We start from the raw sequence: 17,852 nt of genomic DNA, 5'->3' as shown, positions 1-17,852 counted from the left end.
GGAAAGCCTGCGTCGCAACTTCATCGTCCATCGGGCGATGGGAAGCGATTTGTCGCCTTGCGCGTGAAATGGAGAGAGGAAACCGAACGACCATGCCGACCGAACTCGACAAGGATATCCATCGTTTTACCGCCGCCGTGACCGCCCCGGGTCAGATGTTCGAACTGAAGATGGTCGAACGCCGCGGCGTCGAAATGCCCGCATTCGTCAATGCGCCGCCCAGCCTCGCGCATTACTTCGCGCACTTCTGCAACGAGAAGAAGGACGTTCTCTTCCTGGTCGATGGCGACCTTCGCCTGACCTTCGGTGAAGTCTACGCCGCCGCGACCAAGGTCGCTCACGGCCTCGCCACTTTCCACGGCGTCAAGAAGGGCGACCGGGTCGGCATCGCTGCCCGCAACTCCGCCAACTGGATGATCGCCTACATGGGCACGCTCATGGCCGGCGGCTGCGCCACGCTGCTCAACGGCTGGTGGACGGGCGAGGAACTCGCCTACGGCATCGACCTGTGCGGTTGTTCGCTGATCCTTGCCGACGCGCCGCGCGCCGCGCGCATGGAAGATGCGGATATCAAGGCCAAGGTCGTCATCTTCGGACACGGAGAGCCTGCTACGGGCCTGTCCGAGATCTGGGCGGATGGCGACACGGCGATGAAGATGCTCGGCGAACTCGGCCCGTCCGATCTTGCCACCATCCTCTACACCTCGGGTTCGACCGGCCATCCCAAGGGCGCCTATTCGGATCACCTCGGCGTCGTGTCGGGCACGATGAACTATGTCGCGCAGACCGCCATGATCCTGCAGATCCTGACCGAGCGCGGGGAAGCCCCGACTGTCCAGCCGTCCGCGCTGGTCGCCGTGCCGCTGTTCCACGTCACCGGCGAAATCCCGCTGTTCCTCCAGAGCTTCGCCCTAGGGCGCAAGCTGGTTCTCATGCCCAAGTGGGACGCGCGCGAAGCGCTTCGCCTGCTCGACGAGGAAAAGGTCACCTATTTCGTCGGCGTCCCGCTGATGAGCTATGAAATGGCCACCCATCCCGAGCGCGACCAGTTCGACCTGTCGAGCTGCAAGAGCTTTGCTGCCGGCGGCTCGCCGCGGCCGCCCGAACACGTGAAGAAGATCAAGGACGCCTTCCCCGAAGGCTTCCCCCTGCTAGGCTACGGCCTCACCGAAACCAATGCGGTGGGCTGCGGCAATCTCAACGAGAACTACATCGCCAAGCCCGGTTCGACCGGCATGGCATCAAAGCCGCTGGTCGATCTCGCCATCCTCGACGATGATGGGAACAAGCTGGCGTCGGGCGCAGTGGGCGAGGTCTGCATCCGCTCGGTGTGCAATTTCCTCGGCTACTGGAAGAACGAGGACGCGACCAAGTCGGCCTATACCGACGATGCCTATTTCCGCACCGGCGACCTCGGCTACGTCGACGAGGACGGTTACCTCTTCATCGTCGACCGCAAGAAGGACATCATCATCCGCGGCGGCGAGAACATCTCCTGCATCGAGGTGGAAGAAGCCATCTACGCGCATGAAGCAGTGGCCGAATGCAGCGTCTTCGGCGTGCCGGACGAACGCTTCGGTGAAATCCCGGCGGCGGTCTACATGACCCACCCGGGCAAGGATTTGACGCCCGACGATTTGCGCGAATTCCTTGCCGAGCACATCGCGGCCTTCAAGATCCCCGCGCACGTGTTCCGTTCGGCCGACCACCTCCCGCGTCTAGGCACGCAGAAGGTGGACAAGCGCACGGTCAAGGCGACCTTCGCCAAGGAGCTCCTCTAGGCTTGGGCGAGCCCCGGATCCCGGACCAGCGCGCAATCATCGACCGACGGGCGCTTGCCTCGCGGATCGAGGCGCTGGCCGGCGAGCGGGGCGCAAAGGCGCGCGGCGAAGTCGTTGCCGCGCTGAAGGAAGCGCTGGATGCCGGGCGGGCCGAAATGGAAGCTCGGCTGACGGCGCGCCCGTCTGCGGGTCATGCCATCGCGGGCGGGTACTCCTTCCTCGTCGACCAGCTGGTCCGCGTGATCCACGAATATGTGACGCGCTTCGTTTATCCTGCGCCGAACCGCTCTTCGGGCGAGCGGCTGGCGATCATGGCGGTGGGCGGATACGGCCGCGCCGAAATGGCACCCCATTCCGACGTCGATATCGCCTTCCTGGTGGGCGAGCGGCGCAACGCCTGGTGCGAACAGGTGGTGGAGGCGATGCTCTACCTGTTGTGGGACCTCGGCCTCAAGGTCGGCCATTCGACCCGCACGCTGGACGAGGCGATCCGCCTTGCAAAAGACGATCTCACCATCCGGACCGCGCTGCTCGAAGGGCGCTATGTCTGGGGCGACCGCGACCTTTATGAAGAGGGCGAGCGCCGCTTCACCGCCGAGGTGGTTAAGGGGAACGAACGCGCCTTCCTCAGCCAGAAGCTGGAAGAACGCAACGCGCGCCACCGCCGTATGGGCGACAGCCGCTATGTCGTCGAACCCAACGTCAAGGACGGCAAGGGGGGCTTGCGCGATCTCCAGACGCTCTACTGGATCGGCAAGTTCCTCCACCGTGTGCGCAGTGCGTCGGAACTGGTCGATGTCGGCCTGATGACCGACAATGAATACCGCACTTTCCGCCGGGCGGAGCGGTTCCTGCTTGCCGTGCGCTGCCACATGCATATCCTGACCGGCCGCGCGGACGACCGGCTCACCTTCGATCTTCAGCGGCGCGTGGCGGAGCGGATGAATTTCGCCGATCGCCCGGGCAAGAGCGCGGTCGAACGGTTCATGCAGTTCTATTTCCTGCAGGCGAAGCGGGTGGGCAGCCTGACCGGCGTCTTCCTCGCCCATATCGAGGACGATCTGGCCCAACGCGCCGCGCGCAGCGGCTTTTTCGCGACGTTCCGGCAGAAGCCGCGCGTCCTCAAGGGCTATCGCGTCTTCGGCGGGCGTATCGCGGCACCCTCGGACGATTACTTCCGCAAGGACCCGGTCCGGCTGGTCGAGATCTTCCAGGTCGCCGAGGCTGAAAACCTCGAAATCCACCCCGAAACCATGCGACAGGCGTCGCGCGATGCGAAGCTGATCGACAATGCCGTGCGCGAAGACCCGCGCGCCAACGCCCTCTTTCTCGACCTGCTGAGCGGCCGGAACGATCCCGAAACGGTCCTGCGCTGGATGAACGAGGCCGGCGTGTTCGGCCGCTTCGTGCCCGATTTCGGCAAGGTCAACGCGCAGATGCAGTTCGACATGTACCACCACTACACGGTGGACGAGCACACCATTCGCGCCATCGGCCTGCTGAGCCAGATCGAGAAGGGCGAGCTGAAAGCGGACCATCCGCGCGCAACCCGCCTCATCCACAAGGTCAATTCGCGCAGGGTCGCCTATGTCGCTGCGCTGCTTCACGACATCGCCAAGGGCCGCAAGGGGGACCATTCCATCCTCGGCGCAGAAGTGGCGCGCGAGCTGTGTCCGCGCTTCGGCCTTAACGAGAATGAGACCGAGCTAGTCGCGTGGCTGGTGCTCAATCACCTGCTGATGAGCCATGTCGCGCAAAAGCGCGATCTCACGGACCCCAAGACGATCGAGGATTTCGTCGGCCAGGTCCAGAGCACGGAGCGCTTGCGCCATCTCGCCATCCTCACTGCCGTCGATATTCGCGCGGTCGGGCCGGGCACGTGGAACAGCTGGAAGGGGCAGCTGCTGGGCGAGCTTTACGATACGGCGTCGGAGCGTTTGCGTCTTGGTCACATGCGCCATGGCCGCAAGGAAAAGGTTGCCGCGAAGAAGGCGCAGGCTGCCGAAATGCTGGGCGACAAGGCGGGCCTGATCGAGGAGCTTTCGGCGACTTTCGACGATTCCTACTGGATTGCAGAGCCCGTCGATATCATCGCCCTGAACCTGGTTCACTACGCGGCAGCGCGCGAGATCGAGCGCCCCCTGTCGGTCCACTGCGAATATTACGAGGCGCGCGGCGCAACGCTCGTCACGGTCATCGCCGCAGACCATCCGGGGCTGTTCTACCGCATTGCCGGCGGCATCCACCTGGCCGGCGGGAACATCATCGATGCCCGCATCCATACGACGCGGAACGGCTGGGCGCTCGACAACTTTCTCGTCCAGGACCCGCACGGCGCGCCGTTCCGGGAAGCTTCGCAGCTGAAAAGGATCGAGACGACCATCGCCGATGCGCTGGCGAACCGGATTGATCTGGCCCCGAAACTTGCCCAGCGTCCCCTGCCACACAGTCGCTCGCGCGCCTTCGATGTGAGCCCGCGTGTCCTGTTCGACCACAAGGCGTCCAACCGCTTCACCGTGATCGAGGTCAATGCCCGCGACCGGCCGGCGCTGCTCAACCGGCTTGCAAGGGTGTTGTTCGAAAACCGCCTGGTGGTGCATTCCGCACACATCACCAATTATGGCGAACGGGCCGCAGATACCTTCTATGTCACTGATCTTACAGGCGGCAAGCTGGTGGAAGGGGAGCGTTTGAACACTATCGAGGCGCGCCTCGTCGAAGCGGCAAGTGATGCAATGCAGGCACGGTTGGAAGACGCCTGACAGCCGTTTGACGTTTGATAGTTGCGTTTTGCATACCTATTCGCCATCCAAAATTTCGAGAGAAACACAGAGGAGAGGTCTTCCCATGAGGAAAACATCAGTTTCGTTGCGCACGCTTGCTTTCATGGGTGCAGGTCTTGCACTTGCCCCGCAGACGGCTTTTGCCCAATCCGCCGACGCTGCGGACAGCGGTGATGTCGAAGCGGATACGCCGGTAATCATCGTTACCGCCCAGGGCCGTGCCCAGGAACTGGCAGACGTCCCCGTGGCAATTTCGGCAGTTTCGGCCGAAACGCTGGAAAACTCCGGCACCACCGACATCCGCGAACTGAACCAGGTCGCCCCGTCGCTGCTCGTTTCCTCGACCGGTAACGAAGCCAACGGTTCGGCGCGTATCCGCGGTATCGGCACCGTGGGCGACAACCCGGGCCTCGAAAGCTCGGTCGCCGTGTTCGTCGACGGCGTCTACCGTTCGCGTTCGGGTAACGCCCTGTCGGAACTCGGCCCGCTCGACCGCATCGAAATCCTGCGCGGCCCGCAGGGCACGCTCGGCGGCCGTAACTCCTCGGCCGGCATGCTCAACATCTTCACCGCGCCGCCCAGCTTCGCGTTCGAAGGTCATGCCAGCGCCAGCTTCGGCAACTACAACGCGCTGCGTTTCGAAGGCGGTGTCAACGCCCCGCTGTCGGACAGCGTTGCAGCCCGTATCGACGGTGTCTGGTTCCAGCGTGACGGCTTCTACACCGACGTCACCAACGACACCGACGTCAACAACCGCGACCGTTACCTCGTTCGCGCGCAGGTTCTGTTCGAGCCGAACGACGACGTCAGCTTCCGCCTGATCGGCGACTATTCCAAGAAGGACGAAGCTTGCTGTGCTGCGACCTTCGTGCAGCCCGATTTCGCCCAGTTCGCACGTGTTTCGCCGGGCCTCGACCCGTTCGCGAAGCCGGTCGGAGCATCGCCTGCGCTGACCAGCACGAGCAACCCGATCGTCAACGTACTGCTCGGCCTCGGCCAGGATCCGCGCGCCCTGTCGCAGTCGACCTTCGACCGCAATATCTACCCGACCGCCGGTCGCAGCTATGACGGCGAGACCGAGGATTACGGTATCTCGGGCGAACTCAACTGGTCGCTCGGCAATGTGAACCTGACTTCGATCACCGCTTACCGCGAATATTCGAACACGCAGGCTTCGGACACCGACTACACGACGGTCGACATTCTCTACCGCGCTCCGGGCGACAATGCCGGTGCGCGCGAGTTCGCGACCTTCACGCAGGAATTCCGCCTCAACGGCACCGCCTTCAACGACAAGCTCGACTGGCTGGTCGGCGCCTACTACGCGAACGAAGACCTGCAGACGCGCGACAATCTGCGCTTCGGCAATGACTACGGCACTTTCGTGAGCTGCCGTATCGCGCTCGCCATCAACCCGGCGCTGGTCAACCCGGCGGCACAGGACTGCCTTGGTGCCTTCGGCCGCGGTGCGCTGCAGGCTGCAAACGGCGGTGCCGGTGCCTTCGGCGCAGCCACCCCGGCGATCCTGGCCGGCATCACCAACCTGTCGAACGTCAACGACCTCGGCGGTACGGGGGATGTGTACAACCAGACGAGCGAGAACTTCGCCGTCTTCACGCACAACATCTTCCACATCACCGATACCCTCGATCTGACCCTGGGCCTTCGCTACACCAGCGAAACCAAGGACTTCGACGCGACCTTCAGCAACGACAACGTGATCTGCCCGCAGAACCGCGCGCTGCTGTCGAGCTTCCTGACGACGCCGCTCGCCGGCCTTGCAGGCGGTCTCATCGCACTGTCCTGCCAGGGCAACTCGACTGCCGAACTCGACGGCGTGTCCCTTTCGGACTCGCGTGACGAGGACAAGCTGACGGGTACGGCCATCCTGAGCTGGAAGCCGGTCGACGACCTGCTGGTCTACGGTTCGTACTCGCGCGGCTACAAGGCCGGCGGCTTCAACCTCGACCGCTCGGCGCTGGGCAACCCGGTGACCTTCCGTGTCGCCAACATTAGCCCCGCCTCGCTGCAGTTCGACGAAGAAACCGTCGATGCCTATGAAATCGGCATGAAGTACTCGGGTCGTCGCTGGGGCGTCAGCCTTGCCGCGTTCCGCCAGGAGTTCAGCAACTTCCAGCTGAACACCTTCAACGGCTCGGTCTACCTGGTGCAGAACATCAATGGCTGCTCCACCAGCCTGAGTGGCGGTGATCGCGACGCGAGCGCTGCCACCGGTGCCTGCGCTGCGGACGATGTGAGCCCGGGTGTGGTTTCGCAGGGCTTCGAATTCGAAGCCTCGCTCAGCCCGATCCGCGACCTCACCATGACCATGGGCATCACCCACGCCGACACGCGCTTTGCCGACGATGTGGTTGGTAGCGATGCGGGCGCTCCGCTCGATCCGGCGCTGCGCCTGCTGCCCGGCGACAACATGTCGAACGCACCGGCATGGGTTGGCACCAGCTCGCTGACCTGGACCCCGCCGATCGGCGACAGCGGCATGGAGGGCCTGTTCTTCATCAATGCCCGCATGACCAGCGACTACAACACCGGTTCCGACCTGCTCTACGGCAAGGAACAGGACGGCTATATCCTGGTCAACGGCCGCATCGGCCTGACCAATATCGCCGACCGCTTCTCGATCGAGGGCTGGGTGCAGAACATGTTCGACGTCGACTACACGCAGGTCGCGTTCAACACCCCGTTCGTCGCACCGCAGCAGACCTACTCGGCGTTCCTCGCCGAGCCGCGCACCTACGGTGTCACGGTCAAGGCCAAGTTCTAAACTCGGCGCCGGTCACGGCAAGAAAAGGAAGGGCGCTGCCGGAAGGCGGCGCCCTTTCCCTTTGGCAGGCTATGGATTGACGGTCAGCCGCGCGCGCCGAACAGCGCGGTGCCAACGCGCACATGGGTCGCGCCGAGCATGATGGCGGTTTCGAAATCGCCGCTCATCCCCATTGACCGGCCGGGCAGGCCGTTGTCGTGCGCAAGCTTGTCGAGCAATGCAAAGAAGGGCGCAGGCTCGATATCTGCCGGAGGGATGCACATGAGGCCCGCAAGCGGAATGCCTGCCTCCCGTGCTTCGGCAACCAGTGCCGGCAGGTCGGCTATCGCGCAGCCGCCCTTCTGGTCTTCCTCGCCCACGTCGACCTGGATGAAGCATTCGGGACAGCGTCCTGCCTTCTCTTTCGCCTTGGCCAGCGCTTTCACGAGGCTGGAGCGGTCGAGCGAATGGATGACGTCGAACAGCTCGACAGCATCCTCTGCCTTGTTCGACTGCAATTGGCCGACGAGATGCAGCACGGTTGCAGGGAACCGCTCTTTCAGCGCGGACCACTTGCCCTGCGCTTCCTGCACCCGGTTCTCGCCAAAATGGCGCTGGCCTTCGATCAGCAAGGGTTCGATCGCTTCAGCGGGATGGGTCTTGCTCACCGCGACGAGCGTCACCTCGCCCGGATCGCGGCGGGCAATGTTGCAGGCCTTGGCGATTTTCGCCCGGACCTCTTGAAGCGGAGTCTCTGCCTTTTCCATGGCGAGGCGCTATAGCGTCCCCATGCACGAGCGCCAGTCCCTCCCACTGCTTTGGCTCCTTTCGGATGTGCGCAACGATGCCGGGCTGGAGCAGGCGCTCGAGAGATTGCCGCAGGGGTCGGGCTTCGTCTTCAGGCATTACCACCTCGATCCCGCCGCCCGCCGCGCGCGTTACGTCACGCTCTGCGCCAAGGCGCGGGTGAGGCGACACCTCGTGATCCTCTCGCGGGCAGACTGGGAAACGGTCGCCGCGTGGGATGCGGACGGCCTATACGGCTCGCCGGAGCACCTCCCGGGCGACCCGCCGCCGGGCAAGTTGTGGCTCGCGACCGCGCACGACAGCGAGGAGATGCAGCAGGCCCTCGCGCTAGGTGCCTCGGGCATCTTTCTCTCGCCCGTCTTCCCCTCGGCCTCGCACCCGGGCGGCGAAACGCTCGGCGTGTTCGGTTTTCGCGTGCTCGCACAGCAATCGCCGGTGCCGGTGATCGCGCTCGGCGGGATGGACGAGGCGCGCGCAAGGGAACTCGATTGGCCACGTTGGGGCGCGATTGACGGACTCGCCTCGACGAAGGTCGCTTGACGGGCGACTCCCGCCCGATTCATACTGCAAATTCACGACGGACCAGGGGAAAGACAATGGCATCGCGCGCAGGCGCCAAACCCGATTGGCGGGCGGCTTTCCGCCGTTCGCTGCGCCGTGCCATGCACATGGCGGGCGCCGCCTTCCTGCTGTTCATGCTGGTGTTCCTCGCCCTGTCGCTGGCCAGCTATACGCAAACCGATCCCAGCGCCTCGACCGCGGCAGCCGGTACGCAGGTCGCCAACTGGATGGGGGCGAGCGGCGCCTGGATAGCAGAGCGCGCCTATTTCTATTTCGGTCTTCCGGCCTTGCTTCTGCTGCCGCTGCTGTGGATCTCGGCCCGCCGCCTCTGGACGGGTGTCGAGAATGCCGACGAGCAGGAAACGCCGGGCAAATGGTGGGGGCCCTTTGCCCTGCTGCTCTTGGCAATGGCTCTGCTGGGAACGGTCGTCGCTTTGTTGTTCGACACCAGCCCCGGGCCCTTTCCGGCTGGCGCGGGCGGGCTTGCCGGCCTGCTGGGCGCAGGCGGTATCGATGCAGTGGCGACCCGCTTCGGCGGCGATTTCAGCGGCTGGATTACGGGCGCGCTCGGTGTCGTGTCGCTGGGTGCCGGACTGGCGCTGGTAACGAAGGTCTTCGCGCTCGACTGGGCGCAATTCTTCACCCTGCCGCGCTTCTTCGACCGGCGCGTCGAACTGTCCGATATCGACCTGCCGCTGGTCCCGAAGAAGGCGCGCCGCGCCCGGCCCAAGGTGGACGAGGACGACGACGATGCGGACGAGGACGTGCCGCAGGAACGCCGCCGCGCGCCCGAAATCGCCGATCCGAAGCCTGCTCCTGCACGCTCGCAACCGGCCAAGGCGAAGCAGCGCGACATGTTCGCCAATTACCAGCTGCCCAGCCACGATTTGCTCGACGATGCGCCGCCGCATTCGGCGCAGAAGCTCGACAAGATCGCGCTGGAGCGCAATGCGCGCCTGCTCGAAAACGTGCTCGACGACTTCAATGTAAAGGGCGAGATCACCGCGGTGCGCGCCGGTCCGGTCGTCACCATGTACGAGCTGGAGCCGGCACCCGGCATCAAGGCCAGCCGCGTGGTCGGGCTTGCCGAAGATATCGCCCGCAACATGAGCGCGATCAGCGCGCGCGTCTCCCCCATTCCGGGCAAGACCGTAATCGGCATCGAACTGCCCAACGCCGACCGCCAGATGGTCAGCTACAAGGAACTGGCGACCTCGGCCGCCTTCGTCGACAGCAAGGGCTCACTGCCGATGATCCTGGGCAAGGACATCGCGGGCGAACCGATCATCGCCGACCTTGCAGCCATGCCGCACCTGCTGGTCGCAGGTACCACGGGGTCGGGCAAATCGGTGGGGCTCAACGCGATCCTGCTGTCGCTGCTCTACCGCTTCACACCCGACGAGTGCCGCCTGATCCTGATCGATCCCAAGGTCCTGGAGCTCAAGACCTACGACGATATCCCGCACCTCCTCTCGCCCGTCGTGACCGAGCCGGCAAAGTCGGTCCGCGCGCTCAAATGGGCAGTCGAGGAAATGGAGCGGCGCTACCGCATGATGAGCAGCGTGAATTCGCGCAACATCGCGGGCTTCAACGAAAAGGTGAAGACGGCCGCTGCCAAGGGCAAGCCGCTGGGCCGCCGCGTGCAGACGGGCTTCGATGCGGAAACGGGCGAGGAACTCTACGAGGAAGAACAGCTCGATTACCAGCCGCTGCCCCTGATCGTGCTGATCGTCGACGAGCTGGCCGACCTCATGGTCACCGTCGGCAAGGAGATCGAGGTGCTGATCCAGCGCCTGTCGCAGAAATCGCGTGCCGCGGGCATCCACCTGATCATGGCGACGCAGCGCCCCTCGGTCGACGTCATCACCGGCGTAATCAAGGCGAACCTGCCGACGCGCATCAGCTTCAAGGTCACCAGCCGCATCGACAGCCGCACGATCCTTGGCGAACAGGGCGCGGAGCAGCTGCTGGGCAAGGGCGACATGCTCTACAAGCCGAACACCGGCGCGATGATCCGCGTCCATGGCCCCTTCGTCGCCGACGAGGAGGTCGAGCGCGTGGCCGATCACTGGCGCGCGCAGGGCAAGCCCGACTATGTCGATGCCGTTACCGAAGAGCCGGAAGACGGCGGATTCAACTTCGAGGACGATTTCACCGCTTCCGACAATCCGGAAGAGCGCAAGTACCGCCAGGCCTGCCAGATCGTGGTCGAGAACCAGAAGGCGAGCGGCTCGTGGCTGCAGCGCCAGATGGGAGTCGGCTACAACACCGCTGCCAAATGGATCGAGCGGATGGAAAGCGAAGGGCTGGTAGGGCCCGCAAACCATGTCGGCCGGCGCGAGATTTATCGCGACCAGGACGGCAATCCCATCTAGGGAGCCCCGATGGCCCGTATCGTCACGCCTGAAGCAGAAGAAACCCCGCGTCGCCCTACTCCGGGCTGGGTGCACAGCCCGCTCGGCCGGGCGCTGGTCCCGCTGCGCCGGTGGTGGTTCGACAGCGTTATCGAGGGCGTCGACCATACCGCCGTTATCGCCAAGGTCGCCGGCGAGAGCGATACCAGTCCGCGCTATATCTTCATGATCATGATGTCGGCGGGCATCGCCATCCTCGGCATGCTGTTGTCTTCGCCTGCAGTCGTTATCGGCGCCATGCTGCTGTCACCGCTGATGAGCCCGATCATCGGTGCGGGCTTCGCGCTGGCCTCGGGCAAGATCAAGTGGCTCAAGATCAGTATCCGCGCGCTCGCCATCGGGACGATCGCGGCGGTCCTCTTCACCGCACTGATCGTGCTTGTGTCGCCCCTGCAGACGGTAACGCCCGAGATTGCGGCGCGTACGCAGCCGAACCTGTTCGACCTGCTGGTGGCCCTGTTCTCCTCGCTGGCAGGCTCCTATGCGCTCATTCGCGGGCGCGAGGGCACTATTGTCGGCGTCGCCATCGCCACGGCCTTGATGCCGCCGCTCGCCGCCGTCGGTTACGGCCTGGCCACGGCCAACTGGACCGTCTTTGGCGGGGCGCTGGCGCTCTACATCACCAACTTCCTGACGATTGCCCTGTCGGCAACGATCATGGCGCGCCTTTACGGTTTCCGGACCGATCTGTCGGCGCGGCAGGGCTGGTTTCAGAACGTGGGAATCTTCGTGGTCTTCATCGCGCTGGCGATCCCGCTCGGCTTTTCTCTGCGCGACATCGCCTTCGAGGCAACCTCGCAGCGCGTGGTGATCGACACGATTTCCGACAGCTTCCCGGCCAAGGCACGGGTCAGCGACACCGTTATCGACTGGGATGCCGAGCCGCTGCAGATCAGCGCCACGGTCTTCACGCCCCAGTTCAACACCGGCGCGAACGAAGAGATCAAGCGCCGGCTCGAGCGCCGGTTCGAACGGCCCGTCACAGTCGTCATCGAACAGCTGCGCGTGGGCGCGGACCCGGGCGCGGCCGAGCAGGCCGAACTGGTCAAGGCGCGCGCGGAACAGCAGGCTGCGGCGACCGAACGGCAAATCTCCGAAATGGTCGGCGAGCTCGCCATGGTCGCAGGCGTCCCCAAGACCGAGGTCACTGTCGACCGCGACAACCGCCGCGCAGTGGTCGAGGCATCGCAACTCCCCGGACTGACGCTGGACGGCTGGCGCATGCTGGAAGGCCGTGTCGATGCGGGCATGCCGGGCTGGACCATCGAACTGCACCCGCCGATGCTGCCGCTTCCCGCCATTACGCTGATCGACGGCCAGCCGGACGAGGCAGGCAAGGTTGCCATGGACGTCATCGCCTGGGCTGCAGACCGCCGCGACCTTGGTGTCGTGCTGGCCGGTAGGGGCGAGGCCTTCGATTCGGTCGCTACGGCATTGCGGGCAAAGGGCGTGACACTAACGCAAACAGATGGCGGCTCCGCCAGCCGTATCGAAGTGCGCTGGCAGGCGCTTCCGCAATAAGATTTCGCGCGCCCCGCCCGTGCTTGCGGGTGGGGCGGCGCGGGCGTAACGGCTGGTTCCGAGAAGGAGACCCAGGCAATGCGCATCGGCTGCCCCAAGGAAATCAAGAACCACGAATATCGCGTCGGCCTGACGCCCGAAAGCGCGCGCGAGCTGACCGCACGCGGCCACGAGGTGTGGATCGAGACCGGCGCCGGACTCGGCATCGATGCGACCGATGCGCAGTACCAGGCCGCGGGCGCGAAGATCGTCGACGGGCCGGACCCCATTTTCGCCGAGTGTGAAATGGTGGTGAAGGTCAAGGAACCGCAGGCGGTCGAACGGGCCAAGCTGCGCGAAGACCAGATCCTCTACACCTATCTTCACCTTGCGCCCGATCCGGAGCAGACCAAGGAACTCGTGGCGAGCGGTGTGACCGCGATCGCCTATGAAACGGTGACGGGCCCCAACCGGACGCTCCCGCTGCTCAAGCCCATGAGCCAGGTCGCAGGCCGCATGAGCGTGCAGGCCGGCGCCACCGCGCTCGAAAAGGCGCATGGCGGGCGCGGCGTGTTGCTGGGCGGCGTTCCGGGCGTGATGCCGGGCAAGGTCGTCGTCATCGGCGGCGGCGTGGTCGGCTTCAATGCCGCGCAAATGGCCGCGGGCCTCGGTGCCGATGTCACCATCCTCGACCGCGATCCCGAAGTGCTGGAGCGTGTCGGTACGCATTTCGAAAGCCGCGCCAAGACGCGCTTCTCCAATGTCGCGAACCTGCATGATGCGGTGTGCGGTGCGGACCTCGTCATCGGTGCAGTCCTGATCCCGGGCGCTGCCGCACCCAAGCTGGTCACCCGCGAGATGCTGGGCGACATGCAGAAGGGCGCAGTGCTCGTCGACGTCGCGATCGACCAGGGCGGCTGCTTCGAAACCAGCCGGCCCACGACCCATGCGGAGCCGACCTATGTGGTGGACGACATCGTGCACTATTGCGTCGCCAACATGCCCGGCGCCGTCGCGCGTACCAGCACCTATGCGCTGAACAACGTGACTCTGCCGCACGCGCTGCGCATTGCCGATCTCGGCTGGAAGGAAGCCCTGCGCACCGACCCGCACCTGGCAGAAGGCCTCAACGTGCACGCCGGCGAAGTGACTTACGAAGCCGTCGCGCGCGAACTCGGCTACACCTATCGGCCGACCAGCGAGCTCGTCGGCTGATCAGTCCCGGAAGGGTGCCAGCACTTCGCTGCGCACCCTGACGAGGCGCTGGGTTTCCCGGTCGAGCATCGCCCATGTGGTCGATGCCGAGACGATGACCTTGCCCGCCTCGTTGCGAAACTCGACGCGGCGAACGGATGTCGCCCCGCGCGGTTCGCCCTCGATCCAGGTCCGGCCGGTGACGGTCTGGCCTTCGTCGACATTGCCGCGGTAATCGATCTCGTGCCGGGTCACGACCCAGAAACAGGCGGCGCGGTCTTCCTCGCGCGCGGCACTTTCCCAGTGGCTGGTCGCAAGGTCCTGTATCCACTGGACCCAGACGGCATTGTTGACGTGGCCGAGCTCGTCGATGTGCTCGGGCCGGGCGGTGAAAACTTTCGAGAACAGTTTCGTCATGCGGTGCATCCCGGTGCGCGGCGGCCCACGCGCGCCAGCATGGCGCACAGGTCTGCCTGCGGCTCTGCGGACCCGTCGTGGATGAAGCGACGGACGCGTGCGGCAAGATCCGGGTCCTTGCTCTCGCGGGTCAGCTGGGCGAGCCAGTCGCTTACCGAGACGATCCCGTCACCGCCCCTGTCGCGACGGTTCTCCTCGATCAGCGAGCGCCAGAAATCGAAGAAGTCGCGCGACCCGTTCTGCTGTGCCGCCCCTTCGGCGATCATGCCAAGCACGGTGCCGCAGGCGTAGCTGGCGCGGTAGTCGCGGCGGCTGTCGGCCTCGTCGAGCGGTCCCTTGGCTGAAAGCTCGATGCAGTCCTTCCACTCGCGCGCGACATCAAAGCCCGGCTCATAGGCGGGGTCGATCGACTGGATCAGGCGGTAGGCGAGTAGCGAAGCGCCGCCTTCGCTAATCCAGGCCGCTGTCTGGTCGGGATGCCTGACCGTCTGCCCGAGCCAGAAATGCGCCGTCTCGTGCGAGAGGAACCAGCGGACCGGCTGGATTTCGTCCGGCAGCTTCTCGAGCATGCCATCGCCTTCAAAGCGCAGGGTCACGATCCCAGGCAAAACGCTGCCGCCACGGCTGATCCGGCCCGGCGTCGGCCCGGCCCATGTCGCGATGACCATGGGCTTGCCGCCCAGCGCAGGCGAGCCCAGCCGTTCGTTCAACCCGTCGAGCGCCTGGGGCAGGAAGCTGCCGAGTTCTCCCAGCATCCATGAGGGAATGGCCGGATCGAGCAGGCCCGTGAAATGTTCGGTGGCGACGAAGTCAGGCGACCCGAAAATGACATAGGTATCGCTGTCGCGTGTGGTGACCGACGAGAATGCGCGCCCCTTGTAGGTGAGGTCGCCCGAGCCGTTCTCGAATGCGAACTCCGCCGCGGGTTCCTGCGAGGCTGCAAATCCCGCCTCGCCATCCCACGGCTTGGCAAGGAAGTGGCCGGTGAAAAGCGCTACGGTCCCGTCGCTGAAGACCATCGCGGGATCGTAGTCGGCGAACAAATCCTGACTGAAAGGCTCGAAGGCAACCGTCACGCTGTCCGGCATCGTGTCGCCGGTCGCGCGCAGCACGTCGCGCTCTCCTTCGCGCACCAGCTCGACTCCGGGGGTCAGGACCTTCCAGCTGGCGAGGCGCCAGCTCGCATCGAGATCGCGCGCCCGGTTGGACCGCACGAAAGCCCAGTCCTTCGCGCCCTCGGGGAACGTGAAGGTGGCGCGCCAGTCGTCGCCGGAATGACTGACCTCGACGCGCAGGGTCGGCTCGCCGGCGCGATCCTCGGCCGCCAGCGGCGCTGCGAAAGCAGCAAGGAGGAGGGCGAGCGCCCCCCTCGCCAGCCTCATTTTGTCATCCCGAGCTGCCACAGGATAAAGGCGTATTCCTCCGCAACCTCGTAGATCGAGGCGAAGCGGCCCGACTTGCCGCCGTGGCCTGCGCCCATGTTGGTCTTCAGGAGCAGCTCGTTGTCGTCGGTCTTGTATTCGCGCAGCTTGGCGACCCACTTGGCGGGTTCCCAATAGGTGACGCGCGGATCGTTGAGGCCGGCGGTGACCAGCAGCGGCGGATAGTCCTGCGCCATGACCTGGTCGTAAGGCGAGTAGCTGAGGATGTAGGCGAAGGCCTGCTTGCTCTCGATCGGGTTGCCCCATTCGGGCCATTCGCCCGGCGTCAGCGGCAGGTCCTTGTCGAGCATGGTGTTGAGCACGTCGACGAAAGGCACATGCGCCACCACTGCGCCCCACAGGTCGGGATCGGTGTTGAGCACGACGCCCATCAGCTCGCCGCCGGCCGAACCGCCGCTGGCGGAAATCCTGCCTTTCTGCGTATAGCCCCTGTCGATCAGGCCCTTCGCCACATCGACGAAATCGTTGAACGTGTTGGTCCGCTCGTTGAGCTTGCCCTGCAGGTACCAGTTGCGGCCCAGATCGTCGCCGCCGCGGACATGCGCGATGGCAAAGGCGAAGCCGCGATCGACCAGGCTGAGACGCGTGGTCGAGAAGTTCGGCGGATAGGCGAAGCCGTAGGCGCCGTAGGCATAGAGGTGCAGCGCGCCGCCCATCGGGCGATCCTTCAGGCTGACGATGCTCACCGGCACCATCGTGCCGTCGCGTGCCTTCACCTCGATCCGCTCGACCTTGTAGAGCGAGGGGTCGTAGCCGCTCGGGATTTCCTGCTGCTTGAGGAGTTCGAGTTCGCCCGTTTTCACGTGGTAGTCGAACACCGAATCCGGCGTGACCATGCTTTCGTAGGCGAGGCGCAACTTGTCGGTATCGTATTCCGGATTGTTCGACAGGCCGGTCGAAAAGCTCGCCTCGGTAAAGGCGACCGGCTTCACGAGGTTCGGGTTCTCGTAGGAACGCAGCTGGATCTGGTCGAGACCGCGCAGGCGTCCTTCGGTGACGTAGAAGTCCTTGAACAGCTCGAAACCGGACAGGTAGAATTCGTCCGAGCCCGGGATGAGCGTCTTCCATTCGCCGGGCTTGTCGAGGCTGGCCGTGGCGAGGCGGAAGTTCACGTGGTCGTCGTTGGTGTGCACGTAGAGCACGCCGTCGCGCACATCGACGTCATACTCGCGGCCACGCTTGCGCGGGGCGACGAGGATCTGCTCGCCGGTCGGATCGTCGGCGCGGACCAGGCGGATCTCGCTCGTCTCGTTGTCGCCGGTGGCGATGACCAGCCAGTCTTCCTGCGCGGTCAGGCCGGTAGCGACGCTGAAGCCCTCTTCCTGCGTCTCGCGGTAGAGTTCGACGTCTTCGGACACCGGTGTGCCGAGCACGTGCAGCGTCGCATCATGGGTGCGCCACTGTTCGGTGCTCTTGCCGTAGACGATACCCTTGTCGCCCATGACCCAGGTCGGGCCGGAGCGCGTGCCGGGGATCTCGTCCGCCAGCATCTCGCCCGTCTCGAGGTCCTTGATCACGATGGTGAAGCGTTCGGATCCGTTGGTGTCGGTCGAATAGGCGAGATAGCGCCCGTTCTTCGACACGGAGAAAGCACCGAGGCGGAAATAGTCGAGCCCTTCGGCAAGCTGGTTCTCGTCGAGGATCAGCACCTTGTCGCCGCCGGCCACCGGCTTGCGGTACCACTTGCGGTATTCCGCGCCTTCCTCGAACTCGGTCCAGTAGAGCCAGTCGCCGTCCTTCTGTGGCACCGTGGAATCGTCTTCCTTGATGCGCGCCTTCATCTCTTCGTAGAGTTCGTCGACGAGCGCCTTCTGCGGTTCCATCCGCGTCTCGAACCAGGCGTTTTCCGCCTTCACATAGGCGAGGATGTCCTCGTCATCGACGACCGGATAACCCTGGTCCTTGAGCCAGTGATAGGGGTCGGAAATCGTGATCCCGTGGTGGGTATAGGAATGGTCGCGCTTCTCTGCAGTGGGCGGCGAGGTCGGTGCAGTCACGGAAGTCCCTTCGAATGTTTGCGCGGCAATCGGAGTGCCGGCGAGAAGTGAGGCAGCAGATAGGCACGCGGCCATTCGCTTCAAAGACATGAATCATTTCTCCCCGGAGCGGCACAAAGGTGGAAAGCCGTGCCGCGAGTGGCTAAGTTGGCAAAGTGACTATGCGGCGGGACGCCCCGCCGCAAGCGCGCT

The 17,852-nt window shown here is 64.7% G+C and carries 11 protein-coding genes; 7 read left to right on the top strand and 4 right to left on the bottom strand.

The genetic code is table 11. The features are described 5' to 3' along the window. Positions 1 to 92: 92 nt before the first annotated feature. The 3 genes from LC083_RS05425 to LC083_RS05415 all read left to right on the top strand — a co-directional run bounded on the left by LC083_RS05425 (position 93) and on the right by LC083_RS05415 (position 7,349). Positions 93 to 1,781: a class I adenylate-forming enzyme family protein gene (locus tag LC083_RS05425; protein WP_226699512.1), complete on the top strand. Its 1,689-nt coding sequence runs from the start codon at positions 93 to 95 to the stop codon at positions 1,779 to 1,781. 2 nt (positions 1,782 to 1,783) lie between these two features. After that, positions 1,784 to 4,543, top strand: a complete 2,760-nt coding sequence (locus LC083_RS05420) for a [protein-PII] uridylyltransferase (RefSeq protein ID WP_226699511.1) — start codon at positions 1,784 to 1,786, stop codon at positions 4,541 to 4,543. Between the two features lie 85 nt (positions 4,544 to 4,628). After that, a complete protein-coding gene (locus LC083_RS05415; RefSeq protein ID WP_226699510.1) occupies positions 4,629 to 7,349 on the top strand; it encodes a TonB-dependent receptor in 2,721 nt (906 codons plus the stop codon). 83 nt (positions 7,350 to 7,432) lie between these two features. Here LC083_RS05415 and LC083_RS05410 read toward each other — a convergent pair whose 3' ends face one another. After that, positions 7,433 to 8,095 carry a YggS family pyridoxal phosphate-dependent enzyme gene (locus tag LC083_RS05410; protein WP_226699509.1) on the bottom strand — a complete coding sequence of 221 codons (663 nt, stop codon included), beginning with the start codon at positions 8,093 to 8,095 and terminating at the stop codon, positions 7,433 to 7,435. Here LC083_RS05410 and LC083_RS05405 point away from each other — a divergent pair. From LC083_RS05405 to ald, 4 genes are all read left to right on the top strand, one after another. Continuing rightward, positions 8,094 to 8,675: a thiamine phosphate synthase gene (locus LC083_RS05405; protein WP_226699508.1), complete on the top strand. Its 582-nt coding sequence runs from the start codon at positions 8,094 to 8,096 to the stop codon at positions 8,673 to 8,675. The two genes, LC083_RS05410 and LC083_RS05405, sit on opposite strands and share 2 nt — an antisense overlap. Before the next feature lie 56 nt (positions 8,676 to 8,731). Continuing rightward, entirely contained in the window at positions 8,732 to 11,071 is a 2,340-nt protein-coding gene (locus LC083_RS05400; protein ID WP_226699507.1) for an FtsK/SpoIIIE family DNA translocase, read from the top strand. A 9-nt stretch (positions 11,072 to 11,080) separates the two neighbouring features. Further along, the gene (locus tag LC083_RS05395) at positions 11,081 to 12,631 is read left to right on the top strand and encodes a DUF389 domain-containing protein (protein ID WP_226699506.1); all 1,551 of its coding nucleotides are present in this window, start codon (positions 11,081 to 11,083) and stop codon (positions 12,629 to 12,631) included. Positions 12,632 to 12,709: 78 nt separating this feature from the next. Further along, the gene (gene ald / locus LC083_RS05390) at positions 12,710 to 13,825 is read left to right on the top strand and encodes an alanine dehydrogenase (protein WP_222555231.1); all 1,116 of its coding nucleotides are present in this window, start codon (positions 12,710 to 12,712) and stop codon (positions 13,823 to 13,825) included. On the opposite strand, the gene LC083_RS05385 is transcribed toward ald, so the two are convergent. The 3 genes from LC083_RS05385 to LC083_RS05375 are packed head-to-tail and all read right to left on the bottom strand — an operon-like array spanning position 13,826 to position 17,750. Continuing rightward, positions 13,826 to 14,221 carry an acyl-CoA thioesterase gene (locus LC083_RS05385; protein WP_226699505.1) on the bottom strand — a complete coding sequence of 132 codons (396 nt, stop codon included), beginning with the start codon at positions 14,219 to 14,221 and terminating at the stop codon, positions 13,826 to 13,828. It lies immediately after the preceding gene. Beyond that, positions 14,218 to 15,603, bottom strand: a complete 1,386-nt coding sequence (locus tag LC083_RS05380) for a hypothetical protein (protein WP_226699504.1) — start codon at positions 15,601 to 15,603, stop codon at positions 14,218 to 14,220. The genes LC083_RS05385 and LC083_RS05380 overlap by 4 nt, the downstream gene beginning before the upstream one ends. Then, a complete protein-coding gene (locus LC083_RS05375) occupies positions 15,600 to 17,750 on the bottom strand; it encodes a S9 family peptidase (protein ID WP_413469443.1) in 2,151 nt (716 codons plus the stop codon). The genes LC083_RS05380 and LC083_RS05375 overlap by 4 nt, the downstream gene beginning before the upstream one ends. Between the last annotated feature and the right edge of the window lie 102 nt (positions 17,751 to 17,852).

The organism is Qipengyuania gaetbuli, assembly GCF_020524765.1.
Taxonomy (GTDB): Bacteria; Pseudomonadota; Alphaproteobacteria; order Sphingomonadales; family Sphingomonadaceae; genus Qipengyuania; species Qipengyuania gaetbuli_A.
This window is presented reverse-complemented; position numbering and strand designations above follow the sequence as displayed.